Source organism: Nonomuraea fuscirosea, from assembly GCF_035917475.1.
Lineage (GTDB): Bacteria > Actinomycetota > Actinomycetes > Streptosporangiales > Streptosporangiaceae > Nonomuraea > Nonomuraea fuscirosea.
On record NZ_CP109074.1, the window covers coordinates 2,029,609 to 2,053,302 of the forward strand.

Consider the following 23,694-nt stretch of genomic DNA (forward strand, 5'->3'; position numbering starts at 1 on the left):
TTCTGGGTGTGGCGTGCCTTTTCGGCACGGGTGGGGTTGACAACGATGTCAATGCGTTTCTTGATGGTCATATGGCCGTACCGCTGATCGACGCCCGCGGGATCGTGAAGAGCTACGGGCAGGTCGAGGCGTTGCGGGGAGCGGACTTCAGCCTGCGCGGTGGCGAGGTCGTCGCGCTCATCGGCGACAACGGAGCCGGCAAGTCCACGCTGGCGAAGATCCTTTCCGGGGTCGAGCGGCCCGACGGCGGGACGATCTCGCTCGACGGTGAGAGCGTCGCCTTCGGGACCGTGGAGGAGGCCAGGGCGGCCGGGATCGAGACCGTCTATCAGGACCTCGCGCTGTGCGCCGACCTCAGCCCCGCGGCCAACTTCTTCCTCGGCAGGGAACGGCTCCGCCCGGGGCTGCTCGGGCTGCTCGGTGTGCTGGACAACGCCCGGATGCGGCGGGAGACGCGGGAGGCCTGCGAGCGGCTCGGGGTGCGGCTGGCGTCGATGAGCGCGCCGGTGTCGGCGCTGTCCGGCGGGCAGCGGCAGGGGGTGGCCGTCGCCAGGGCCGCGACATGGGCGCGGCGGGTGGTGTTCATGGACGAGCCCACCGCGGCGCTGGGCGTGCTGCAGACGCGGCGGGTGCTCGACCTGATCAGGAGCGTCCGCGACGCGGGTGTGTCCGTCGTGCTGATCAGCCACAACATGCAGGACGTGATGGCGGTGTCCGACCGGGTCGAGGTGCTGCGGCTGGGACGGCGGGTGGCCGGCTTCGAGACCGGCCGCGTGTCGATGGAGGAACTCGTCGGCGCCATGACCGGCGCCATGGAACAGGACGAGCAGAACGGGCGGAACGGGCAAAACGGGCGTAACGGGCAGGATGAGGCGGCCGGACGGGACGCGGCTGGACGGGACGAGGCCGGACGGGACGCGGCGGCCGGGCCGGGCGAGCAGGCCGGACCGGGCGAGCGGTGAAGGGGGCGGGCGTGAAGGTGGTGCGGGAGCTGGGCCGGTTGCAGATCGTGTGGATCGGGCTGGTGCTGGCCGGGCTGCTCGTGGCCTTCTCCGTGCTCGCCCCCGGTTCGTTCCCGACCTCGTTCAACCTGCTCAACCTGGTGAGCGACGCGGCCATCCTGCTGCTGCTGGCCACGGGGATGACGTTCGTGATCGTCACGGCGGGGATCGACCTGTCGGTGGGCGGCGTGCTGGTCTTCTCCGCCGTCGTGGCGGCCAAGGTCATCGAGGGGACGGGGTCGCTGACGCTCGGGGCGGTGGCCGGGTTGGTCACCGGGCTGGGGTGGGGGCTGCTGAACGGTGTGCTCGTCGCGCTCGGGCGGATCCCCGCGCTGATCGTCACGCTGGGGACGCTCGGCATGTCGCTGGGCGGGGCGCTGCTGCTGACCGGCGGCGTGGACCTGCGCGCGCCGGCCGAGCTGAACCTGGGGCTGGGCCTGGCGCGCTGGCTCGGGGTGCCGTTGATCGTGTGGATCTGCGCCGCCATCACCGCCGTCGCGGGGGTGGTGCTCGCGTGGACGCGGTTCGGGCGGCACACGTACGCCATCGGCTCCAACGCCGAGGCGTCCCGGCGCGGCGGCGTGGCCGTGGGCGGGCATCTGATCAAGGTGTACGGGCTGGCCGGGCTGCTGGCCGGGCTGGCGGGCTACCTGTCGCTGGCCAAGTACGGCATCACCGGCGTGTCCGCGCACTCCACCGACAACCTCCAGGCCATCGCCGCGGTGGTGATCGGCGGCACGTCGCTGTTCGGCGGGGTCGGCACGGTGGCGGGGACGGTCATCGGGGTGTTCATCCCCGTCGTGCTGCAGAACGGGTTCCAGATCCTCGGCGTGCGGCCGTTCTGGCAGCAGGTGGTGGTGGGCGCCGTGCTCGTCGCCGCCGTGTACGTGGACCAGTGGCGACGCAGGGCCCGCGATCAGTAGGAAGGCGACAGGAGGCACCACCATGCGCAAGGCGATGGCCGTACTCGGGACGCTCATGTTGATCACCGCGTGTGGCGGAGGCGGTGGTGGCGGCACCGACCAGGTCAGGGTGACGCTCGTGCAGGGCCTGGCCGGGGAGGAGTTCTACGAGACCATGGCGTGCGGGGCGAAGGCCAAGGCCCAGGAGCTCGGGGTGACGCTGGACGTGCAGGGGCCGCAGAAGTTCGATCCCACCCTGCAGACGCCGATCGTGAACTCGGTCGTCGCGGGCAAACCGGACGCCCTGCTGATCGCGCCGACCGACGTCAAGGCGATGATCGCGCCGCTGACCCAGGCCAAGCAGCAGGACATCAAGATCATCCTGGTGGACACGGTGGTCGAGGACCAGAGCATCGGGCTGTCGCGGATCAGCACGGACAACGTCAAGGGCGGCGCGGCGGCGGCCAAGGCGCTGTCGGAGCAGATCGGCGGCAAGGGGAAGGTGCTGGTGATCTCGACCGATCCGGGCGTGAGCACCGTGGACGCGCGGATCAAGGGCTTCGAGGACGAGATCAAGGCGAACCACGCGGGGATCGGCTACCTCGGCGTGCAGTACTCGCACAACGACGTGAGCGAGGCGTCCAGGATCGTGAACGCGGCCCTGGCCAAGGACCCCGACCTGGCGGGCATCTTCGCGGCCAACCTCAACTCGGCCACCGGCGCCGGGTCGGCCCTGCAGCAGGCGGGCAAGCTGGGTGAGGTCAAGATGGTGGGCTTCGACGCGGGTCCGGCCCAGGTCAAGCAGCTCAAGGACGGCGTCGTCCAGGCGCTGATCGCGCAGCTTCCCGGTGAGATCGGGGCCAAGGGGGTCGAGCAGGCGGTCGCGGCGGTCAAGGGGCAGCAGGTCACGCCGTCGATCCCGACCGACGCCACGATCGTGACGGCGGAGAACGTGGACCAGCCCGAGGTGCAGAAGGTGCTCTACAAGGCCGGCTGCTGAACCGGCGCCAGGGGCGACCGCTCAGGGCGGGCTCGGGCCCATCCGTTCAAAGCGGGCTCGGGCGCGGCCGTTCAGGGCGGGCCGGGCCTGGGCCGGGCGGAGGTGCGGGCTCAGGCGGGGAGAGCGGCCAGGAGGAAGGCGAGGCGGGCGGCGGCGGACTCGACGTCCGCCGTCGTGCCCAGGCGGTAGCCCCACGAGGTGATGAAGGCTCCCTCGTCGGAGCAGGTCACGGTCTCTGCGAGGGTGGCCGAGAAACGGTTGCGGACCGACACGTACGCCGGATCACTGGCCAACGCGAGGCTCTGGACGGCCAGGTCGGCGTGGCGCCCGGCGTGCCAGGCGAACCGCTCGAGGCAGAGCGCGGTATCGAGCATCATGCGTCACCTCCGCAACGTCTCGCGACAGAATTGCACGATCTTGGGGTGGGAGGCAAGCAATTGCTGCGGTTAATGTGGACTTTGTTTCCGATATTCGTGAAGAATCGCCATGATGACCTCCCGTCCGGATTCCTCGAACTCCGCCACCTTCGCGTAATCGTCGAAGGCCCGGACGTAGAAGGCGATGTCGTCGGGGTCGCGCAGGATCAGATCCTTCGTCATGGTGGCGACGGCGACCAGGGCCTCGTTGTAGATCCAGAAGCCGTTGACCGGGTTGGCCGGCAGCTCGGTGCCGAAGGGGATCACGCCGAACTCCACGTTCGGCAGTGTGCTGACCGCGAGCAGGCGGTCGAGCTGGCCGCGCATGACCTCGGGCGGCGCGAGTGCGGTGCGCAGCGCGGCCTCGCTCACCACGAACCTGAACGTCCGCGTGCGGTCGTACAGGATCTCCTGGCGTTGCATGCGCACCCGCACGGCCGCGTCGATCTGGTCGGCGGCGCTGTAGAGGCGTTTGACCTTCTGGAAGACGTGCCGGGCGTATTCGGAGGTCTGCAGCAGGCCCACGATGATGCCGGGCTCGAAGACGCGGAAGAGCTTGGTGCGCGATTCGAGGTCGCGGACGTCCTCCTGGAGCGCGGCCAGGCCGCTGCGGTGGCGCTGTTTCCAGTCGTCGTGCCGCTCCAGCAGCGCGATCGACTGCCTGAGCAGGCCGTCCGTCGTGTCGGGCGAGGCGCCGACCGCCTGCGCCCACACGACCACGTCATCCTCGGTCGCCGTCTGCCTGGCGTTCTCCAGCCTGCTGACCTTGGAGGGCTGCCAGCGCAGGCGCTCCGCCAGCTCCTTGCCCGACAGATGGGCGGCCTCGCGCAGCTGACGTAGCTGGCTGCCGAGGTCGATGCGCGCCTGCTGAAAGGACGTCACGCCGCAAGAGGCTAGCCCCGCTTGCGCCGATCATGCCAGGGCCTGCCGCAATTGTGATCAACCGGTTGCCGTGGGTGTTCTTCCGCTGGTCGGGAAAGCGTTTGCCGCGTACTCGGGCAGGACGCGGCGGGCGATCTCGGTGAGGAGTTCCCGGGGGACCTCCACCGCGGCCTCGCCGTCGAGGACGTCGCGGAGGTCGGCGAGCGCCTCCGTGTCGGTGACTTGCAGACCTTGGACGACGATGGTGCCGCGGTCGGTCTCGTACAGGGTGGGGCAGGCGCCCGCCTCCGAGGTGGAGCCGAGGAACCGCATGCGCATGACGATCCTTCCCCGATATCAGGTGCAATTGCGCGCAATTGTACGTCCCGAAAGGTGAGGTGTGATCGTTTTTCCAGAAATCACGACATAAGTCCGAGTTGACATTGCCGGATAATCGGAAGAAATGAGCGGTTCGCTGGGTGGTGTCCGGTTCAGTCGAGGGCGCCGGCCATGAACTGCCCCGCCCGCTCGAACAGGCTCAGCGTCGTCGCGTGCAACAGGTCGCCGATGTCCTTGGGCGCCTTGCCGGCGAACGCCCGCGCGTGGGTGCCCTCCAGCACGATGCCGAGCTTGAAGCAGGCCATCACCGCGTACCAGCCGACGGCCGACAGGTCGCGCTCCGACAGCGCCGTGTAGTACGCGATGATCTCCCGCGGCGCCGGCAGCCCCGGCACGTGACCGTTGTTGCTCGGCCACGTGGCCAGCAGCCAGCCCAGGTCGAGCAGCGGGTCGCCGATCGTGCACATCTCCCAGTCCACGATCGCGGCCACGCGGGGGCCGTCGCAGGCGAACATGAGGTTCGCGAAGTGGTAGTCGCCGTGCATGATGCCCGGCGTGAACGTGCGCGGCAGGTGCCGGGTGAGCCAGTCGGCCGTCTCGCGCAGTCCGGGGATGTCGGGGCCCGGATAGCCGTCGAGCTCGCCGTACGAGTCGAGCTCCTTGAGCCAGCGCGGCACCTGCCGTTCGAGGAAGCCCTCGGGCCGGCCGAAGCCCGGCAGCACCGCCGGATCCACCCGCCCCAGCTCGGCCAGCGCCGCCGCGGCCTCCAGCCCCATGCGGTGCCTGATCGCGGGGTCCGACGCGTGCGGCTCGGGCAGCCCGGTCGAGGGGTTGAACCCGTCCACCGGCTCCATCAGGTAGAACACCGGCTCCCGCTCGGTCTGCGCGGCCACCAGCCGGGGCGCGGGGACCTGCGTGCCGCGCAGCGCCGCCAGCACCCGCGACTCGCGGCGCAGCACCTCGTTGCTCTTGCGGCGGGCGTGCACGGGCGGGCGGCGCAGGATGTACGGGCGGCCGCCGCGCTCGAAGCGGATCATGACGTTCTGCGTGCCGCCCAGGACCGGCGCCGCGCCCGTGATCGGGCCGCCGGGGAGCCCCTGGGCGTCCATCCACGCGCCGAGCGCGTCGAAGTCCACGGTGGCGACGTCGATGTGGGTGGAGGTCATGGACCGCCCTTCTCACCAGAACGATGTTCTGCGCCTCGACCCTAGAGAGCGCCGCTCGCACGGTCAACCCGGATTCCGGCCTCACACCAGCGTGACGGGAACGTCCGCAGGACAGGCGCGCAACTCCTCGCCCAGGGCCTTCGCCTGCGGGTCCATCCGCGGGCTCGCCGCCACGCCGCGGCCGAGCAGCCCGTGGACGACGAAGTTGAGCGCGTTGACGTTGGGCAGCGGATGACGGTCGATCCGGTACGGCGCCAGGCCGGGCAGCAGCTCCTTGAGCCGTTCGACCGTCAGGTGACCCGCCAGCCACGCGTAACGCTCGTGGGTGTCGGCCCATACGCCCAGGTTGGCGTTGCCGCCCTTGTCCCCCGACCGCGCACCGGCCACCCGGCCCAGCGGGATCCGCACGGTCTCCGTGTCGCCGGCGGGCTCCGCCGCCGACGAAGGCTCGGATTCGACGGTGGCCGGCGTGGCTTGAGGTTCCGGTGTCTCCGGTGGCGGTTCCGCCGACATCGCCGTTCCTGCCGTCTGCGGCGTTTCTGGCGTCTCCGGTGGTGTGGACGGCAGTTCCTCCCCGTCCACGAACACCCGCGCCCGCACCTCCGACGTCGGCACCAGCACCGGCCAGTACACCCCGTACGCCGACGCGTTCCCCGGCGGAGTCAGCCCGTAGAAGCCCGGATAGCTGGCCAGCCCCGTCTCCACCACGGCCGAGGAGAAGGCCCGGCCCGCCGTGCGCTCGTCGGCGGACATCACCGTGATCCGCAGCAGCCCCGAGTCCGTCAGCGTCACGTCCACCTCGTCGAACGACTCCCGCGGGATCCGCGCCCACAGGGCCTCCTCCGCCACCCGCGCCTTGGCCGGCAGGTCGAGACCCGTCAGCACGAGCGTCATCGTGTTGCGGTAGCCGCCGAGGTAGTTGACGGCCACCTTGAGCGTGCCGGGCGGCGGCTCGCCGCAGACGCCGGAGATCAGCACCCGGTCGGGCCCGTCGCCCGAGAGCCTGATCGTGTCGAACCTGGCCGTCACGTCGGGGCCCAGGTAGCGGGGGCCGCCCAGTTCGTACACGAGCTGCGCCGTGACCGTGCCGACCGAGACGAGCCCGCCCGTGCCGGGATGCTTGGTGATCACGCTGGAGCCGTCGGGCCGCAGCTCGGCCAGCGGGAACCCGCAGTGCGCGAGGTCGGGTACGTCCTGGAAGAAGGCGTAGTTGCCGCCCGTGGCCTGGCAGCCGCACTCGATCACGTGCCCCGCCACCACCGACCCGGCCAGCGGATCGAGGTCGTCGGGACCCCACCCGTACCGCCAGATGCCCGGCCCCGTCACCAGTGCCGCGTCCGTCACCCGGCCCGTCACGACCACGTCCGCCCCCGCCGACAGTGCGGCGGCGATCGGCCGGCCGCCGAGGTAGGCGTTGGCGGTCAGCGGCGTGGCCTCCAGGCGTTCGCCGGTGTCGGCGTTGACCAGGTCGAGCGGCCGGCCGGTGAGGTCGTCGCCGGTCACGTGCGCCACGGAGAGGGACAGGCCGAGGCGTCCGGCCAGCTCGTGCACGGCCCGCGCGCAGCCCGCCGGGTCCAGCCCGCCCGCGTTCGTCACGATCTTGATGCCCCGGTCGAGGCAGGTGCCGAGCACCTCTTCGAGCTGGCGCAGGAACGTCGGCGCGTAGCCGGGACGGCCTTTGAGCCGGTTCCCGGCCAGGATGAGCATTGTCAGCTCGGCCAGCCAGTCGCCGGTCAGCACGTCGATCGGCCCGCCCTCGACCATCTCCCTGGCCGCGGAGAGGCGGTCGCCGTAGAAGCCGCTGCAGTTCGCGATGCGCAGCACCATGCTCAGCCCTGCGGCGGGACCCACTTGGGGGCCCTCTTGTCCATGAACGCGGCGATGCCCTCCTGGCCCTCGTCCGAGGTGAAGCGCTCGGCCGACAGCTCGGTCATCCGGCCCAGCCCGTCGCGGAACGACATCGCGGGCACCTCCCTGACCAGCCGCTTGGTGATCGCCAGCGCCTCGGGGCCACCCTTGATCAGCATCCCGGTGTAGTGGGCGACGGCCGAGTCCAATTCGTCCTCGGGGACGGCGCGCGACAGCAGGCCGATCTCCGCCGCCCGCGCCGCGTCGAACACCTCGCCGGTCAGGAAGTACTCGGCCGCCGCGCGGGCGTTCAGCCTCCTGAGCACGGGCACGGCGATCATGGCCGGCGCGACCCCGAGCCGTACCTCGGTGAACGCGAACGACGCCGTCAGCGGCGCGACGGCGAAGTCGCAGGCGGCCACCAGCCCCAGGCCCCCGGCCCGCGCGGTGCCGTTGAGCCGGCAGACGACCGGCTTGGGGCTGTCCCAGATCAGTTCGAGGACCTCGGGGAACGACGCCGTCACCGGCGCGTCGGGGCTTCCCTCCGCCGCGCGCTGCTCCTTGAGGTCGGCCCCCGAGCAGAACACCTTGCCGGTGGCCGTCAGCACGATCACCCTGACCTCGGGCTCGGACAGCGCCCAGCTCAGCCGGTCCGACAGCTGGGCGAGCAGGCGCGAGGACAGGGCGTTGCGGTTGGGCGGCGAGTCCAGCGTGATCGTCGCGACGCCCCCCGCCAGGTCCTTGTGCACCAGGTCCGTCATGAGTCCCCCTCTTCGATGACCGCCAGCACCGCTCCCGCGTCGACCTGGCGGCCCTTCTCCACGTGTACGGCGGCCACCACGCCGTCGGCCGGCGCGGCGATCCGATGCTCCATCTTCATCGCCTCAAGGACGAGGACCTCCTGGCCCTTGGTCACCCGGTCGCCCGGCTCCACCTCGACCCGCAGCACGCTACCCGGCATGGGAGCCAGGAGTGAGCCGGGGGCGACCTGGTCGGCGGGTTCGGGCAGGCGGGGGAGCGGGGTCAGCTCGGCGTGGCCGCCGGCGTGGTCGACGCAGACCTTCCCGTCGGGGTAGCGCGCCACGTCGAAGGCGTGCCGGACGCGGTCCCGCTCCAGCACCACCCCGTCCGGCTCCGCCCGGACGACCGTGACGCCCGGGGGCAGCGGGTCGTAGACGACGTCCTCCTCGATCTCGGCGAAGCGGGTACGGCGGGGCTGGGAACGGACGTTGCGCCACCCGCCGGGCAGCCCACCGAGCACCCTGGCCCTGCGCCGGTTGCCCGCGGCGACGGCCAGAGCAGCCGCCAGCACCGCCAGCTCCTCCGCCCCGCCCATGGGACCAGCACCACCGCCCGACGCGGCATCGCTGCTCAGTCCGGCACCGCTGCTCAGCTCGCCATCGCCGTCCGGGCCGGCACCGCCGTCGGCGGCAGGGCCGTCAGAGGTGGGGTTGCCGGGCGTGGGGCTGGGGTGAAGGGGGCCGCCGGGGGCGAGGAAGGCGGTGTGCGTGTCGCCGGCCAAGAACTCCCGATTCGTCAGGATATTTACCAGTAAATCCCGATTGGTGGTGAGGCCGTGCAGTCGCGCCCCGCGCAGCGCCGTCACCAGTTTCCGCACCGCCTGCTCCCGCGTGGCCCCGTGCGCGATCACCTTGGCCAGCATCGCGTCGTAGTAGGGCGACACCACGGACCCGGACTCCACCCCGGAATCCACCCGTACGTCGCCGGCGATCTCGAACCGCCGCAACACACCCGACTGCGGCACGTACGCGGAGTCCTCGGCGTACAGCCGCGCCTCGACCGCCCACCCGGCCGGCTCCGGCGGGACGGACGGCAGCGCCGCCCCCTCGGCCACCTCCAGCTGCAGCCGCACCAGATCGACCCCGTGCACCAGCTCGGTCACCGGATGCTCGACCTGGAGCCGGGTGTTCATCTCCAGGAACGCCACCCGTTCCCCGTCGACCAGGAACTCCACCGTGCCCGCGCCCACGTAGCCGATCTCGCGGGCGGCGCGGACGGCGGCGTCGTGCAGCAGCTCGCGTGTGCCGGGGGAGATGCCGGGAGCGGGGCACTCCTCGATCACCTTCTGGTGCCGCCGCTGCACGCTGCACTCGCGCTCGCCCAGCGCCCACACGGTCCCGTGCTGATCGGCCAGCACCTGGACCTCGACGTGCCTGGCCCGCTCCAGCAGCGGCTCGGCGAAGACCGTGCCGTCGCCGAAGGCGGCCGCCGCCTCCCGCCGCGCCGACTCCACCTCCCGCGCCAGCTCACCCGCCGCCCGCACGACGCGCATCCCGCGCCCGCCCCCGCCCGCGGACGCCTTCACCAGCAGCGGAAACTCCACGGGCACGGACGCCGGGTCGGACGCCGGATCGGGCGCCGGGTCGGACATCGGGTCGGACGTCGGGTCGGTCGGGGCATCGGACGCCGGAGCGGACGCGGGATCGGGCACGGTCACGGCGGCGGGCTCGGACAGGTCGTACGAGGGCAGCACGGGCACCCCGGCCGCCGCCATCAGCCGCTTGGCCCCGATCTTGACGCCCATGGCCGCGATGGCCTCGGGCGGCGGGCCGATCCACACCAGCCCGGCATCGATGACGGCCCGGGCGAAGTCGGCGTTCTCCGACAGAAAGCCGTATCCGGGGTGGACCGCGTCCGCTCCGGTGGCCGTACAGGCCGCCAGGATCGCCGCTGCGTCCAGATAGGTGTCCGCCGGGTGCGCGCCGGGCAGACGTACCGCCAGGTCCGCCTCGGCCACGTGAGGCGCGTCCGCGTCGGGGTCGGAGAAGAGCGCGACCGTCGAGACGCCGAGCTCCCGGCAGGTACGGAAGATCCGGCGGGCGATCTCCCCCCGGTTCGCGACGAGCAGGCGGTTGATCACGGGCGGAACACCCCGAACCCGGCCGGCTCCGGCTCCGGCGCGCTGTTGATCGCCGACAGGCACAGGCCCAGCACGGTACGCGTGTCGCGCGGGTCGATCACCCCGTCGTCGTACAGGCGCCCAGACAGGAAGAAGGCCAGCGACTCGGCCTCGATCCGTTCCTCCACCATCGCCCGCATCGCGGCGTCCGCCTCCTCGTCGTAGACCTGGCCCTTCGCCAGCGCCGAGGCCCGTCCCACGATGGACATCACCCCGGCCAGCTGCGCCGGCCCCATCACCGCCGATTTGGCGCTGGGCCAGCTGAACAGGAAGCGGGGATCGTAGGCCCGCCCGCACATCCCGTAGTTCCCCGCCCCGTACGAGGCGCCCATCACGACCGTCAGATGCGGCACCGTCGAGTTGGACACCGCGTTGATCATCATCGCGCCGTGCTTGATGATGCCGCCCTGCTCGTAGTCCTTGCCGACCATGTAGCCGGTCGTGTTCTGCAGGAAGAGCAGCGGCGTGCGCGACTGGTTCGCCAGCTGGATGAACTGCGCGGCCTTCTGCGACTCCTCGCTGAACAGCACGCCGCGCGCGTTGGCCAGCACGCCCACCGGATAACCGTGGATCTTCGCCCACCCGGTCACCAGCGAGGCCCCGTACAGCGGCTTGAACTCGTCGAACTCGCTCCCGTCGGCCACCCTGGCGATCACCTCGCGCGGGTCGAACGGCACCTTGAGATCCTCAGGCACGATCCCGAGCAGCTCGTCGGCCGCGTACACCGGCTCCCGCACCGGCCCGTCCGGCACGAAGCCGCGCTTGCGCCAGCCGAGCGAGGCGATGATCCGCCGCCCGATCCGCAGCGCGTCGAGCTCGTCCACGGCCAGGTGGTCGGCCAGCCCGCTGATCCTGGCGTGCATCTCCGCGCCGCCTAGTGACTCGTCGTCGGACTCCTCGCCGGTCGCCATCTTGACCAGCGGCGGCCCGCCGAGGAACACCTTGGCCCGCTCCCGCACCATCACCACGTGGTCGCTCATCCCGGGCACGTAGGCCCCGCCGGCCGTGGAGTTGCCGAAGACCAGCGCGACCGTCGGCACCCCGGCCGCCGACAGCCGGGTCAGGTCGCGGAAGATCTGGCCGCCGGGGATGAAGATCTCCTTCTGCGTGGGCAGGTCCGCGCCGCCGCTCTCGACGAGATTGACGTACGGGAGCCGGTTGCGCAGTGCGATCTCCGCCGCGCGCAGCGACTTCTTCAGCGTCCACGGGTTGGAGGCGCCGCCGCGGACCGTGGGGTCGTTCGCGGTGATCACGCACTCGACGTCCTCGATCACCCCGATCCCGGACACCACGCTCGCCCCGACGGGGAACTCGCTGCCCCACGCCGCCAGCGGCGACAGCTCAAGGAAGGGGGAGTCGGGGTCGACGAGCAGCTCGATCCGCTCCCTGGCCAGCAGCTTGCCGCGGGCACGATGGCGCTCGACGTACTTCTGGCCGCCGCCGGCCACCGCCTTGGACTGCTCGGCGTCGAGCTCGGCCAGCCTGGTCAGCATCGCCTCACGGCGCAGCCGGTAGTCCTCGCTGTCCGTGTCGAGCCTGCTCCTGATCACGCGCACTCCTCCGGCAGAGCCGACGATCATGTGGTGAGCACGCTAGCGCAGCCCGGTGCCCCCGGCACAGACCGAGCCGCCGCCCGATGACGGGCGACGGCTCGTGAACGGGACACCACTCGTCCCGCTCGGACGCACGGATCGGGCCGCTCAGGACCCGGGCTCCCATGACTCGGCCGCCCAGGACCCGGGCTCCCAGGATCAGGTGCCCGAGACCAGGGATGCCGAAGGCCAGGGGTGCCCGGGGTCAGGTGCCCGAGGGCAGGGATGCCCGAGGTCAGGTGCAGTGGCTCCAGCCGGACTTCCACGAGGTCTTGTGCCACGTGCCGCCCCAGATGACGCACTTCTTCTTGGCGGCCAGACGGACGGGACCGGCGTACGAGGTGAACTTGCCCGGGTTGCTCCCGCTGGAGCCGCCCTTGACCTGGAGGATCGCGTTCATGTTCACCTTGCCGGGGATCACCATGCGCGAGATGGTGACCACGCAGTTCTTGCCCGCGCCGGCGTGGTAGAGCAGGTACGTCGTGGCGCCCTCGCCCAGCTTGTGCGAGTTGATCACCTTGTATCCGGCGCCGCACACCCCGACCGGCGTGGCCGTGTTGGGCTTCAGCGGCGGCTGCGACGGCTTGGCCGGCTGGTCGGTGGCCTTCCCTTGCTCGTCGAACGGCCGGGTCGACGGATCGGGATCCGGCTCGACCATGTTCCTGCTCTTCTTCTTGGTCGGCGTGGCCTGCGGCCGGCTCGTGGTGGTCTGCGGCCGGGGAGCCTGCGTGGCCGGGTTGGGCACCTGGGCGACGGGCTCCCTGGTGGGCTTGCGCGTCTTCTTCTCCTCGATGTCCAGGGTGGGGACAGGAGGCGTGCTGTCCGTCGGGATCGGCACGGACTCGGGCGGCTCGCCCGGCTGTCCCGCGCCGGAGCCGCCGTCGGGCTCGCTGGTGTTGCCCACGGCGACGACCGGGACCTCCTTGCCGCTGTTCGCCTGGACGACGACCGCGCCGGCCACGACGAGCAGCGCGGCCGCGGCGGCGCCGGAGAGAGCGAGGGTCAGCGTACGACGCTGCTTGGCGGGCACCCCGTCACCGGACTGCCCACCGGCACCATGACCGGCGCCAGGACCACCCGAACCAGGACCACCGGCCCCTGGACCACCGACCGCAGGACTACCGGCACTAGGACCGCCCGCGCCATGACCGGCGCCGGGTCCACCGGGGTGGCCGGGCCCGCCGGGGAAGGGGCCGCCGGGCGGAACGCCGGGGCCGTGCGGCATCCCGGACGCCTGCATCCCGATCCCGCCCTGGGCGGGACCGTGCGGCGGCTGCGGAGCGCCGGGCGGGAAGCCGCCGGGCTGCTGTGCCCCGAACGCCCCACCGGCCTGACCGCCCTGCCCCATGCCCGCCTGCGCTCCGGGCGCCATGCCCGCCTGGGGTCCGCCCTGAGCCGCGCCATGCGGCCCGCCCTGCGGTCCGGCCTGAGCCGCGCCATGCGGTCCGGCCGGCGGCGTGCCAAGCGGCCCGGTCTGCGGCGCACCGGCCAGGGGAGCGCCCTGGCCGCCGTGCGGCGCGCCCGCCTGAGCTCCGGCCTGGGGCGCGTGCCCTGCGGGACCGCCCTGCGCGGCGGCGGCCGCGTGGCCGTAGTCGCCCGTCTGCGGCGGCGCCACGGACTGCGGACCCGTCTGCTGCGGTCCGCCCACCGCGACGGGGCCGGTCGGCTGGTGCCAGGGACCGGGGTAGTTGTCCTGCGCGGAGCCGGCCGCACCACCGCTGCCGCCGGCGCCCTTCGGGCCGCCGGCTCCACCCGCGCCACCGCCCGCGTGAGCCGCGGCGGCACCCGCCGCGGCTGCGCCGGCCGTCTTCTGCCGGCCCGTGATCGGCTCGACGGCCGCGTTGGGGGCCGGCTGGCCGGTCAGGTGCACGATCAGCTCGTCGGCGCTGGGCCGCTGGGCCGGGTCCTTCGACAGACAGGCGGCCACCAGGTCCCCGAGGACCCCGCCCTCCATCTGCTCCAGCTCCGGCTCCTCGTTGAGGATCCGGTTCATCACGACGGGGATGGAGTCGGCGCCGAACGCGGGCTTGCCCGTCGCGGCGAACACCATCGTGACGCCCCACGCGAAGACGTCGGCCGCCTCGGACACCGCCGCCCCGCTGAGCTGCTCGGGCGCCAGGTACGAAGGCGTCCCCATGGCCATGCCGGTGGCGGTCGCGCCGGGGGAGTCGAGGGCGCGGGCGATGCCGAAGTCGATCACGACGGGACCCTCGGGCCCCATGAGGACGTTGGCGGGCTTGAAGTCGCGGTGCAGGATCCCGGCGCGGTGGATGGCCGCGAGCGCGGTGGCCGTACTGATCGCCAGGCGTTCGAGCGCCGCGCCCCGCCGCGGCCCCTCGTTGATCACGAGCTCCCGCAGCGACGGCCCCGGGACGTACTCGCTCACGATGTACGGCCGGCTCCCGTCGAGGTCGGCGTGCAGTACTGGAGCGGTGCAGAACCTGGCCACCCGCTGGGCCACCGCCACCTCGCGCAGGAATCGCGTCCTGGCGTCGGTGTCGGCCACCAGAGCGTGGTGCAGCAGCTTGACCGCGACCTGCTCACCGGAGTCGCTCTTGCCGAGATAGACAACGCCCTGGCCGCCCTCGCCGAGCCGGGCGACGATGTCGAACGCCCCCAGCCGCCGCGGGTCGTCCGCCGCCAACGGCTGGAACTGATTCACGTCGGACCCCCATTACCACCCAATAGATGAGGCAAAACGCTACCAGCGCGACAGACGGGGCGTCTGCCGGACCTGTCAGAAGTTTCATGTTTTGACGAGCAAAGTCAGCGTTTCGTGCAGGTCGAGTGCGCTTCCGTGACCGAAGTCACGGCTTGGTCAAGGCAAGATCGATTTACCGCGCACGTCAGATCGCCTCGCCGCGGCCGCGATCACCGAGCGGTCGGATTCGCCGAGGGCGGCGGGGGCCGAGCGGGTCGGAGGGCGTCAGATCGCCTTGCCGGGGTTGAGGATGCCGAGCGGGTCGAAGACGGCCTTGATCCCCCGCTGCACCTCCTCCGCCACCGGCCCGGCCTCCAGCCCCAGCCAGCGCCGCTTCAGCAACCCCACCCCGTGCTCCCCGGTGAGCGTGCCGCCGAACTCCAGCGCCCGCTTGAACACCTCGTCCGCCGCGGCCCACACCTCGGGCGGCGGCTCCACCGACCCGTGCTCGAAGATGAAGACCGGATGCACGTTGCCGTCGCCCGCGTGCGCCACCGTGGCGATCCGCACGCCGTGCCTGACCGCCGCCGCCTCGATCGCGGTGATCATGTCGGGCAGTGCCGACCGGGGCACGCACACGTCCTCGACCAGGCACGCCCCCTGCCGCTCCTTGGCCCCGTACGCCAGCCGGCGCAGCCCGATCAGCTCGTCGGCCTCCTCCGGACTGGAGGACACGGCCACGAACGAGGCGCCGTTCTCGGTGCAGATCGCCTCCATGCGCCCGGCCATGACCTGGCTGTCGGCGGCGTCGGACTGGCCGATCAGCATGGCCTGCGTGCCGGGTTCGAGCCCGATGTTGCGCCACTCGTCGATGGCCTCCAGCGTGGCCCGGTCGAGCAGCTCCATGAGCGACGGCTGGCAACCGGCCGCCATGATCGCCGAGACGGCCGCGCCCGCGTCGCGCAGCGAGCCGAACTCGGCGGCGAACGTCGCGGGCGGCGCGGCCGGCGCGCGGCGCAGCCGCACGGTGGCGGCGGTGATCACGCCGAGCGTGCCTTCCGAGCCGACGAACAGGCCGGTCAGGTCGTAGCCGGTGACGCCCTTCATCGTGCGCCGGCCGGTGTTCAGCACCCGGCCGTCGGCCAGCACGACCTCAAGGCCGAGCGCCGAGTCCCTGGTCACGCCGTACTTCACGCAGCGCAGCCCGCCGGCGTTGGTGGCCAGGTTGCCGCCGATGGTGGAGATCTCGTACGAGGACGGGTCGGGCGCGTACATGAGCCCGTGCTCCCTCGCGGCCCGGTCGAGGTCGGCGGTGATGACACCGGGCTCGACCACGGCGATCTCGTCGGCCGGCGACAGCTCCCTGATCGCCGTCATCCTGGCCAGCGACAGCACGATCGAGCCGTCGCCGGCGACCGAGGCGCCGGCCAGGCCGGTGCCCCCGCCCCTGGGCACCACCGGCACCCGGTGCTCGGTGGCCCAGCGCAGGGTGGTCACCACGTCGTCGCGCGAGGCGGCGAGCACCACGCCGACCGGCTTGCCGGGCTCCAGGAACGTGCGGTCACGGGCATAGGAGTCGATCACGTCGGGGTCGGTGATGACGCGGGCTTCGGGCAGGGACTTCACCAGGGCATCGATCGGTCTCACACTATGCACCCTAGGCGCACGCCCGGCGCGGGGAAGCGCCAGGTCGGGACGGCCCGGCCGCCAGGGGTGACGGACGGTTTGCGCAGTGCGTTCCTTAAGGCCAGACTGCCCGGGTGGAAGTCAGGTGCCCGGTGTGCTCGGAGACCGGCCAGGTCGTAGCGGTTCCCGGGGCGGTCGCCGCCGGTACCACGTACAGAATCGGGCGGGTCAGGTTACCGGGGACGCGTGAGATCGCCGATCTGCCGACGGCGGCCTCGCTCGGCGCGTCGAAGCACGTCATGAGCCGGACGCAGCTCGCCGTCTGGCTGTCGTTCCCCGCCCGCCACTACACGCCGTGGGCCAGGAACCAGGGCTACGTGCTGCTGCTGGTGGCGGCCCTGGTGCATCTGGTCGTGTCGCTGGTGATCGCCATGGGGCAGGACCCGCGCTGGGGCGAAGTACTGCTGGCGCCGTTCTGCCTGACGGGCCTGTTCTGGGGGCTGGGGCTGCTCAACGTGCTCGGCTCGTACGGCGCCCGCAAGCGCGACACGCAGGAGGCCCCGGCCAGGGAGAAGGCCCTGACCGTCTGGGAACGCCTCTACTACTGCCCCCGCGACAACGTCGCCTTCGAGCCGGAGGTCGGCGTCCCGTTCCATCCGAGCGAGACGCGCGAGTACATCTTCGGCTTCAGGAACGGCGGCGCCCCCAGATGACCGCGGGCGGGCTCAGCCCCGCTCGTCGGCGACCAGCCGCACGCAGGTCGCCAGCCCGTCGATGGCCTGCTCCAGCTCGTCCAGCTCGGGGAAGGTCGGCGCGATCCTGATCGTGCGGTCCTCGGGGTCCTTCCCGTACGGGTGCGTGGCGCCCGCGGGCGTCAGCGCGATCCCGGCCGCCTTGGCCTTCGCCACCACCTCGGCGGCGTGCGGCACCTCCAGGCTGACGAAGTAGCCGCCCTTCGGGCTGGTCCAGGTGGCCAGGCCGCCGAGCCGCTCGGTCAGCATCTTGTCCACCAGCTCGAACTTCTGCCCGACCAGCTCGGCGTGCCGCCGCATGTGCGCGGCCACGCCGGCGCCGTCACGCAGGAACTCCACGTGGCGGAGCTGGTTGATCTTGTCGGGGCCGATGGACTGCTTCGAGGTGTTGTGCAGGAACCACTTCACGTTCTCCGGCGAGGAGCCGAAGAAGGACACGCCCGCGCCGGCCAGCGTCACCTTGGAGGTCGAGGCGTAGACGAACACGCGGTCGGGGTGGCCGTGCTCCGCGCTGAGCGTGAGCAGGTCGGCCAGCTCGGCGGGGGTGTCGGTGAGGTGGTGGACGGCGTAGGCGTTGTCCCAGAAGAGGCGGAAGTCGGGGGCGGCGGTGGTCATGGCGGCCAGCCGGCGCACGGTCTCGTCGCTGTAGGTGACGCCGGTCGGGTTGCTGTACTTCGGCACGCACCACATGCCCTTGACGCTCGCGTCGGCGGCGACCAGGCGCTCGACGACGTCCATGTCGGGGCCGTCGGCGTTCATCGGGACGCTGACCATCTTGATGCCGAACCGCTCACAGATGGTGAAATGCCGGTCATAGCCGGGGACCGGGCACAGGAACGTGATCTCCGGCTCCTCGATCCACCGGCGCGCGGCCCCGGGCACCGGGCTCAGCAGCGCGTGCACGATCGTGTCGTGCATCAGGGCCAGGCTGGCGTTGCCGCCGACGACGAGCTGACCGGCCGGCACCTGGATCAGCGGCGCGAACAGCTCGCGCAGCTCGGCCAGCCCCTGCAGGTTGCCGTAGTTGCGGCCGTCCGTGCCGTCGGCCGCCCGGTACGACGCCGGCAGCGTGAGCATGGCGTTGGAGAGATCGAGCTGGCGCGGCGACGGCTTGCCCCGGGTCAGGTCGAGCGAGAGCCCCCGCTGGACGAGGGCGGCGTAGTCACGCTGAGCGGTCACGATGTTCTCTCCTCGGTTCGGCTTATCGAAGGATAGAAGACGCCGCCGGGTGGACCGCTCGATATCCGCCATGTGGACGGCACGGAAAGGGCGCCGGACGGGTCCTTCGGAGGTGATCGCCAAAGGTTTCGGTGGCGAATGTCAAAGAACGACTTCCCGAGCGGCGATCGTTGGCGTGGAATGGGTAGATCGGGGCAGGCACAACTCCGCGTCGGAGGGAGCACCCGTGACGACTGTTCGCGAGACCTCGATCGAGCAGGTCAGGCGCCGCCGCACCGGGACCGTCATCGCCTCCTGGATGTCGACGACCGACCACAAGGTCATCGGGTACCTCTACCTGATCACCTCGTTCGGGTTCTTCCTCGTGGCCGGCATCATGGCCATGATCATCCGGGCCGAGCTGGCCGCGCCCGGCATGCAACTCGTCGGCCAGCAGCAGTACAACCAGCTGTTCACCATTCACGGCACGGTGATGCTGCTGCTGTTCGCCACGCCGCTGTTCGCCGGGTTCGCCAACGTGGTCATGCCGCTGCAGATCGGCGCGCCGGACGTGGCCTTCCCGCGGCTCAACGCGGTGGCGTACTGGCTGTTCCTGTTCGGCGGGCTCATGGTGGTGGCCGGGTTCTTCACGCCGGGCGGCGCGGCCGACTTCGGCTGGTTCGCCTACACGCCGCTGTCGGACTCGGTGTACTCGCCGCAGGTCGGCGCGGACCTGTGGATCATGGGCCTGGCGCTGTCCGGCCTCGGCACGATCCTCGGCGCGGTGAACTTCATCACCACGATCATCGGCATGCGCGCGCCCGGGATGACCATGTTCCGGATGCCCATCTTCACCTGGAACGTGCTGCTGACCAGCATGCTCGTGCTGATGGCCTTCCCCGTGCTGGCGGCGGCGCTGCTGGTGCTGGAGTCGGACCGCAAGCTCGGCACGCAGGTCTTCGTGGCCGGCAACGGCGGGCCGCTGCTCTGGCAGCACCTGTTCTGGTTCTTCGGCCACCCCGAGGTCTACATCATCGCGCTGCCCTTCTTCGGCATCGTCACCGAGGTCATCCCGGTCTTCAGCCGCAAGCCGATCTTCGGCTACATGAGCCTGGTCGGCGCCACCATCGCCATCGCCGGGCTGTCGATGACCGTCTGGGCGCACCACATGTTCCCGACCGGGCAGGTGCTGCTGCCCTTCTTCTCGTTCATGACGTTCCTCATCGCGGTGCCGACGGGCGTGAAGTTCTTCAACTGGATCGGCACGATGTGGCGGGGCCATCTGAGCTTCGAGCCGCCCATGTTGTTCGCGGTGGGCTTCCTCGTCACGTTCCTCCTGGGGGGCCTGACGGGCGTCATCCTGGCCTCGCCGCCGCTCGACTTCCACATCAGCGACACCTACTTCGTCGTCGCCCACTTCCACTACGTGGTCTTCGGCACGGTGGTGTTCGCCATGTTCGCCGGGTTCTACTTCTGGTGGCCCAAGATGACCGGCCGGATGCTCGACGACCGGCTGGGCAAGGTGCACTTCTGGACGCTGTTCCTCGGCTTCCACACCACGTTCCTCATCCAGCACTGGCTCGGCCAGGCCGGGATGCCCAGGCGTTACGCCGACTACAGCCCGGGCGACGGCTTCACGACGCTCAACCAGATCTCCTCGGTCGGCGCGTTCCTGCTGGGCGCCTCGACGCTGCCGTTCCTCTACAACGTCTGGAAGACCGCCAGGCACGCGCCCAAGGTCACCCTCGACGACCCGTGGGGCTACGGCGGGTCCCTGGAATGGGCCACGAGCTGCCCGCCGCCACGACACAACTTCACCAGCATGCCGAGCATCCGCTCCGAACGGCCCGCGTTCGACCTGCACTACCCGCACGAGAAGCAGGACGAGCCTGGCTGACCCCCCATGTTTCGCCCATCTAAGGAGATCGGCGATGACCGGCACGAAGACTCCCTTCGATCCTGAGACTGCCCCCTGCGGGAGGAGATCGGGCGGTGAACGTCTTCTCGACGACGACGGTTACGGCCTGGTCATCCGGGATCAGCTCTTCGACTGCGGCTGCCGCAGGATCCGCCACGAGTACCACGACGGCAGCATCCACCTGTCCGCCATCCGCCACGACGGCAAGCGCGTGAAGGACCCGATCCAGCCGGACCACGGAGTGTGACCCCAATGATCGATGTGCTCATCGTCGGGGGAGGCGGAGCGGGGCTGCGGGCGGCGATCGCGGTCGCCGAGACCGACCCCTCGCTCAGGGTGGCGGTCGTGTCGAAGGTCTATCCGATGCGCAGCCACACCGTCTCCGCCGAGGGCGGCGCCGCGGCCGTGATCGGTGCCGGCGACACGCTCGACGAGCACTGCTACGACACGATCTCGGGCGGCGACTGGCTCTGCGACCAGGACGCGGTGGAGGCGTTCGTGTCGGAGGCGCCCAAGGAGCTGATCCAGCTGGAGCACTGGGGCTGCCCGTGGAGCCGGGAGAGCGACGGCCGGGTCGCGGTGCGCCCGTTCGGCGGGATGAAGAAGATGCGCACCTGGTACGCCGCCGACAAGACCGGCTTCCACCTGCTGCACACGCTCTTCCAGACCACCCTGAAATATCAGGACATCATCAGGTACGACGAGTGGTACGTCACCAAGCTCGTCGTCGACGACGGCCGGGTCCACGGCGTCGTGGCCGTCGAGATCAGGACCGGCAGGATCGAGACCATCCCCGCCAGAACGGTCGTCCTGGCCACCGGCGGCTGCGGCAAGGTCTTCCCCTTCACCACGAACGCCGCCATCAAGACGGGCGACGGCATGGCCCTGGCCTACCGCGAGGGCGCGCCGCTGAAGGACATGGAGTTCGTCCAGTACCACCCCACCGGCCTGCCCTTCACCGGCATCCTCATCACCGAGGCGGCCAGGGCGGAGGGCGGCTGGCTGATCAACAAGGACGGCTACCGCTACCTCCAGGACTACGACCTCGGCAGCCCCACGCCCACGCCGAAGCTGCGCAGCATGGAGCTCGGGCCGCGCGACCGGCTGTCGCAGGCGTTCGTGCACGAGCAGGAGAAGGGCCGCACGGTGGACACCCCGTACGGGCCCGTCGTCTACCTCGACCTGCGCCACCTCGGCGAGTCGAAGATCGACGCCCGCATCCCGTTCGTGCGCGAGCTGTGCCGCAGTTACCAGAACCTCGACCCGGCCACCGACCTCATCCCCGTGCGGCCCGTCGCGCACTACATGATGGGCGGCGTCCACACCGACATCGACGGCGCCACCCCGATCGCCGGCCTGTTCGCGGCCGGGGAGACGGCGTGCGTGAGCATCAACGGCGCCAACCGGCTCGGCTCCAACTCGCTGCCCGAGATCCTCGTCTTCGGCCGCCGGGCCGGGATCGCCGCCGCCGCGTTCGCCAGGTCGCACGCCGGGCAGGCGGAGGCGTCCGCCGTACGCGCCCAGGGCGAGGACGAGCGGCGGCGGCTGGAACGCGTGCGCGGGGGCGGCGGGCACGGTGAGCGGATCGCCGACCTGCGCGAGCGGATGCAGCACACGCTGGAGGGAGCCGCCGGCATCTACCGCGCGGGAGACGTGCTGACCAAGGCCGTCGACACGCTCGCGGACCTGGGCGAGCGGGCCCAGGAGGCGCGCGTCGACGACAGCAGCACCGCCTTCAACACCGAGCTGATCAGCCTGCAGGAGCTGCACGCCATGCTGGAGATCGCGCGGACCGTGGTGGCCTGCGCGCTGAACAGGCAGGAGTCGCGCGGCGCGCACCAGCGCACCGACTTCACCGCCAGGGACGACGAGACGTACCTGGCCCATTCGCTCGTGCACCGCGCGCCCGACGGCTCCCCGTCCGTCGGGCTGCTGCCCGTGACGATCACCCGCTGGCCTCCGGGAGAAAGGGTCTACGGCCGTGACTGACACCACCGAAGCGGTACGGCGGGCGAGCACGCGCACGATCCGCGTGGAGGTCTCCCGCTACCGGCCGGGCGAGGACGCGGAGCCGGTGTTCCAGGAGTACGAGGTGCCGCTCATGGCCGACTGGGCCGTGCTGGACGGGCTCAACTACATCAAGGACCGGCTCGACGGCAGCCTGTCCTTCCGCTGGTCGTGCCGGATGGGCGTATGCGGCTCGTGCGGCATGAACGTCAACGGCGAGCCCCGGCTGACCTGCGGCACCTTCCTGTCCGAGTACGGCGAGGGGCCGGTCAGGATCGAGCCGCTCAAGGGCTTCCCCGTGATCAGGGACCTGGTCGTGGACATCGACGACTTCCTGGCCAAGCTGTCGTCCGTGCGGCCGTGGCTGATCAGGGAGGGGGAGGAGCCGCCGCTGACGGCCGAGTACGCCCAGACGCCCGAGCAGCTGGAGGCGTACAAGCAGTACAGCATGTGCATCAACTGCCTGCTGTGTTACTCGGCCTGCCCCGTCTACGTGCTCGACCCCGACTTCCTCGGCCCGGCCGCCATCGCGCTCGCCCAGCGCTACAACCTGGACTCGCGGGACATGGGCGACCGGTTCGACGTGCTCAACCTGGAGGACTCGGTGTGGGGCTGCACGTTCGTCGGCGAGTGCACCAGCGCCTGCCCCAAGCACGTGGATCCGGCCGAGGCCATCCAGCGCTACAAGCTGACCGCGGCCCTGCGCTCGGTGCTGCCGTGGAGCCGGCGATGAAGACCCGCGACGACGTCACCCCCGGCGGCTACCGGCCGCGCCGCGACGCCTTCTGGTTCGCCCGCAGCCGCGCCTACACCGTCTTCGTGCTGCGCGAGCTGACCAGCGTCTTCGTGGCCTGGACGGTCGTCTTCCTGCTGCTGCTGGTGGACGCGGTGCTGGGCGGGAGCCTGCCGGAGTTCGCGGCGCTGGCCGCCCGGCCGTGGATGATCGCGCTCAACGTGCTGGCCCTGGCCGCGACCTGCTTCCACGCGATCACGTTCCTCAACCTCGCGCCCAGGGCCACCGTGGTGCGCCTGGACGGCTACCGGCTGCCCGCGTGGCTGATCCAGGGCGGCAACCACTCGTTGTGGCTGGCGGTGTCGGCGGTCGTCGCGTTCTTCGTGCTGAGGGGGTTCCAGTGAGGCGCACGCCGGAGCCGTACCTGTGGCTGCTGTTCAGCGGCGGGGGAGTGGTGGCGGCGCTGCTGCTGCCCGTGCTGGTGCTGCTGTTCGGGGTGCTCATGCCGCTCGGGGTCGTGGACTGGCCCGCCGCCGAGCACCTGCGGGCGCTGCTGGACAGTCCGCCGGTCCGGGTGGCGCTGGTCGTGGTCGTCGTGCTGTGTCTCTTCCACGCCGCGCACCGCGTCCGGCACACCAGCGAGGAGCTGTTCGGCATCGCCAGATTCGACGTGGTGATCGCGCTGCTCTGTTACGGCGGAGCCGTCGCGGGCGGGGTCGTCGCCGCCGTATTGATGGGGCAAATGTCGTAGTTTTATCACGTTTCAACAACGTACTTTACGACTGGTTGACCTACCCTCTAACGTCCGGCATTG

21 protein-coding genes are annotated in these 23,694 nt (G+C 71.2%); 10 read left to right on the forward strand and 11 right to left on the reverse strand.

Annotation, left to right across the window (positions count from 1 at the left end; genetic code table 11):
- The first annotated feature begins 71 nt into the window (after nt 1-71).
- From OIE67_RS09065 to OIE67_RS09075, 3 genes are read left to right on the forward strand one after another with little or no spacing between them, the layout of a single operon-like run.
- On the forward strand, nt 72-962 hold the full coding sequence (locus OIE67_RS09065; RefSeq protein ID WP_326638517.1) for an ATP-binding cassette domain-containing protein: 891 nt from the start codon (nt 72-74) through the stop codon (nt 960-962).
- Nucleotides 963-973: 11 nt separating this feature from the next.
- Entirely contained in the window at nt 974-1,924 is a 951-nt protein-coding gene (locus tag OIE67_RS09070) for an ABC transporter permease (RefSeq protein ID WP_326638520.1), read from the forward strand.
- A gap of 22 nt (nt 1,925-1,946) precedes the next feature.
- Nucleotides 1,947-2,903: an ABC transporter substrate-binding protein gene (locus OIE67_RS09075; protein ID WP_326638522.1), complete on the forward strand. Its 957-nt coding sequence runs from the start codon at nt 1,947-1,949 to the stop codon at nt 2,901-2,903.
- Nucleotides 2,904-3,013: 110 nt separating this feature from the next.
- Here the strand turns inward: OIE67_RS09075 and OIE67_RS09080 are convergent, their stop codons facing one another.
- The 10 genes from OIE67_RS09080 to OIE67_RS09125 all read right to left on the reverse strand — a co-directional run bounded on the left by OIE67_RS09080 (nt 3,014) and on the right by OIE67_RS09125 (nt 16,333).
- Complete coding sequence (locus tag OIE67_RS09080; protein ID WP_106234515.1) at nt 3,014-3,280, reverse strand: hypothetical protein; 267 nt, start codon at nt 3,278-3,280, stop codon at nt 3,014-3,016.
- Nucleotides 3,281-3,349: 69 nt separating this feature from the next.
- Entirely contained in the window at nt 3,350-4,201 is an 852-nt protein-coding gene (locus OIE67_RS09085; RefSeq protein WP_326638526.1) for a helix-turn-helix domain-containing protein, read from the reverse strand.
- Between the two features lie 57 nt (nt 4,202-4,258).
- Complete coding sequence (locus OIE67_RS09090) at nt 4,259-4,519, reverse strand: hypothetical protein (RefSeq protein WP_326638528.1); 261 nt, start codon at nt 4,517-4,519, stop codon at nt 4,259-4,261.
- A gap of 152 nt (nt 4,520-4,671) precedes the next feature.
- Nucleotides 4,672-5,685, reverse strand: coding sequence for a phosphotransferase family protein (locus OIE67_RS09095; RefSeq protein WP_106234521.1), 1,014 nt, complete (start codon nt 5,683-5,685; stop codon nt 4,672-4,674).
- An 81-nt stretch (nt 5,686-5,766) separates the two neighbouring features.
- Complete coding sequence (locus OIE67_RS09100) at nt 5,767-7,512, reverse strand: acyclic terpene utilization AtuA family protein (RefSeq protein ID WP_326645272.1); 1,746 nt, start codon at nt 7,510-7,512, stop codon at nt 5,767-5,769.
- A gap of 2 nt (nt 7,513-7,514) precedes the next feature.
- Nucleotides 7,515-8,294, reverse strand: a complete 780-nt coding sequence (locus OIE67_RS09105; protein ID WP_326638531.1) for an enoyl-CoA hydratase-related protein — start codon at nt 8,292-8,294, stop codon at nt 7,515-7,517.
- The gene (locus OIE67_RS09110) at nt 8,291-10,414 is read right to left on the reverse strand and encodes an acetyl/propionyl/methylcrotonyl-CoA carboxylase subunit alpha (RefSeq protein ID WP_326638533.1); all 2,124 of its coding nucleotides are present in this window, start codon (nt 10,412-10,414) and stop codon (nt 8,291-8,293) included. The genes OIE67_RS09105 and OIE67_RS09110 overlap by 4 nt, the downstream gene beginning before the upstream one ends.
- Nucleotides 10,411-12,009, reverse strand: coding sequence for an acyl-CoA carboxylase subunit beta (locus tag OIE67_RS09115; protein WP_106234528.1), 1,599 nt, complete (start codon nt 12,007-12,009; stop codon nt 10,411-10,413). Before OIE67_RS09115 ends, OIE67_RS09110 begins: the two co-directional genes overlap by 4 nt.
- 271 nt (nt 12,010-12,280) lie before the next feature.
- Nucleotides 12,281-14,707 (reverse strand): serine/threonine protein kinase, encoded by a 2,427-nt coding sequence (locus OIE67_RS09120; protein WP_326638536.1) that lies wholly within the window; start codon nt 14,705-14,707, stop codon nt 12,281-12,283.
- A gap of 264 nt (nt 14,708-14,971) precedes the next feature.
- Nucleotides 14,972-16,333 (reverse strand): FAD-binding oxidoreductase, encoded by a 1,362-nt coding sequence (locus OIE67_RS09125; RefSeq protein ID WP_326638538.1) that lies wholly within the window; start codon nt 16,331-16,333, stop codon nt 14,972-14,974.
- Nucleotides 16,334-16,446: 113 nt separating this feature from the next.
- Here OIE67_RS09125 and OIE67_RS09130 point away from each other — a divergent pair, with 113 nt between their 5' ends.
- Nucleotides 16,447-17,025, forward strand: coding sequence for a hypothetical protein (locus OIE67_RS09130; protein WP_326638540.1), 579 nt, complete (start codon nt 16,447-16,449; stop codon nt 17,023-17,025).
- Between the two features lie 12 nt (nt 17,026-17,037).
- Here the strand turns inward: OIE67_RS09130 and OIE67_RS09135 are convergent, their stop codons facing one another.
- Complete coding sequence (locus OIE67_RS09135; RefSeq protein ID WP_326638543.1) at nt 17,038-18,243, reverse strand: aminotransferase class I/II-fold pyridoxal phosphate-dependent enzyme; 1,206 nt, start codon at nt 18,241-18,243, stop codon at nt 17,038-17,040.
- Between the two features lie 298 nt (nt 18,244-18,541).
- On the opposite strand from OIE67_RS09135, the gene ctaD reads away from it, so the two are divergent.
- From ctaD to frdD, 6 genes are read left to right on the forward strand one after another with little or no spacing between them, the layout of a single operon-like run.
- Entirely contained in the window at nt 18,542-20,119 is a 1,578-nt protein-coding gene (ctaD, locus tag OIE67_RS09140; RefSeq protein ID WP_326645275.1) for an aa3-type cytochrome oxidase subunit I, read from the forward strand.
- Between the two features lie 34 nt (nt 20,120-20,153).
- Entirely contained in the window at nt 20,154-20,387 is a 234-nt protein-coding gene (locus OIE67_RS09145) for a hypothetical protein (protein WP_326638545.1), read from the forward strand.
- Between the two features lie 5 nt (nt 20,388-20,392).
- Complete coding sequence (frdA, locus tag OIE67_RS09150; protein ID WP_326638547.1) at nt 20,393-22,129, forward strand: fumarate reductase (quinol) flavoprotein subunit; 1,737 nt, start codon at nt 20,393-20,395, stop codon at nt 22,127-22,129.
- Complete coding sequence (gene sdhB / locus OIE67_RS09155; protein ID WP_219911607.1) at nt 22,122-22,880, forward strand: succinate dehydrogenase iron-sulfur subunit; 759 nt, start codon at nt 22,122-22,124, stop codon at nt 22,878-22,880. The genes frdA and sdhB overlap by 8 nt, the downstream gene beginning before the upstream one ends.
- Nucleotides 22,877-23,284, forward strand: coding sequence for a hypothetical protein (locus OIE67_RS09160; RefSeq protein WP_326638549.1), 408 nt, complete (start codon nt 22,877-22,879; stop codon nt 23,282-23,284). The genes sdhB and OIE67_RS09160 overlap by 4 nt, the downstream gene beginning before the upstream one ends.
- Entirely contained in the window at nt 23,281-23,631 is a 351-nt protein-coding gene (frdD, locus tag OIE67_RS09165) for a fumarate reductase subunit FrdD (RefSeq protein ID WP_326638551.1), read from the forward strand. Before OIE67_RS09160 ends, frdD begins: the two co-directional genes overlap by 4 nt.
- Nucleotides 23,632-23,694 lie beyond the last annotated feature (63 nt).

What these genes read in the sequence shown, in the direction of transcription:
- OIE67_RS09065 (WP_326638517.1), top strand. Translation starts at nt 72, where the DNA reads ATGGCCGTACCGCTGATCGACGCCCGCGGGATCGTGAAGAGCTACGGG.
- OIE67_RS09075 (WP_326638522.1), top strand. Translation starts at nt 1,947, where the DNA reads ATGCGCAAGGCGATGGCCGTACTCGGGACGCTCATGTTGATCACCGCG.
- OIE67_RS09080 (WP_106234515.1), bottom strand. Translation starts at nt 3,280, where the DNA reads ATGATGCTCGATACCGCGCTCTGCCTCGAGCGGTTCGCCTGGCACGCC.
- OIE67_RS09090 (WP_326638528.1), bottom strand. Translation starts at nt 4,519, where the DNA reads ATGCGCATGCGGTTCCTCGGCTCCACCTCGGAGGCGGGCGCCTGCCCC.
- OIE67_RS09095 (WP_106234521.1), bottom strand. Translation starts at nt 5,685, where the DNA reads ATGACCTCCACCCACATCGACGTCGCCACCGTGGACTTCGACGCGCTC.
- OIE67_RS09100 (WP_326645272.1), bottom strand. Translation starts at nt 7,512, where the DNA reads ATGGTGCTGCGCATCGCGAACTGCAGCGGCTTCTACGGCGACCGCCTC.
- OIE67_RS09105 (WP_326638531.1), bottom strand. Translation starts at nt 8,294, where the DNA reads ATGACGGACCTGGTGCACAAGGACCTGGCGGGGGGCGTCGCGACGATC.
- ctaD (WP_326645275.1), top strand. Translation starts at nt 18,542, where the DNA reads ATGTCGACGACCGACCACAAGGTCATCGGGTACCTCTACCTGATCACC.
- OIE67_RS09145 (WP_326638545.1), top strand. Translation starts at nt 20,154, where the DNA reads ATGACCGGCACGAAGACTCCCTTCGATCCTGAGACTGCCCCCTGCGGG.
- frdA (WP_326638547.1), top strand. Translation starts at nt 20,393, where the DNA reads ATGATCGATGTGCTCATCGTCGGGGGAGGCGGAGCGGGGCTGCGGGCG.
- OIE67_RS09160 (WP_326638549.1), top strand. Translation starts at nt 22,877, where the DNA reads ATGAAGACCCGCGACGACGTCACCCCCGGCGGCTACCGGCCGCGCCGC.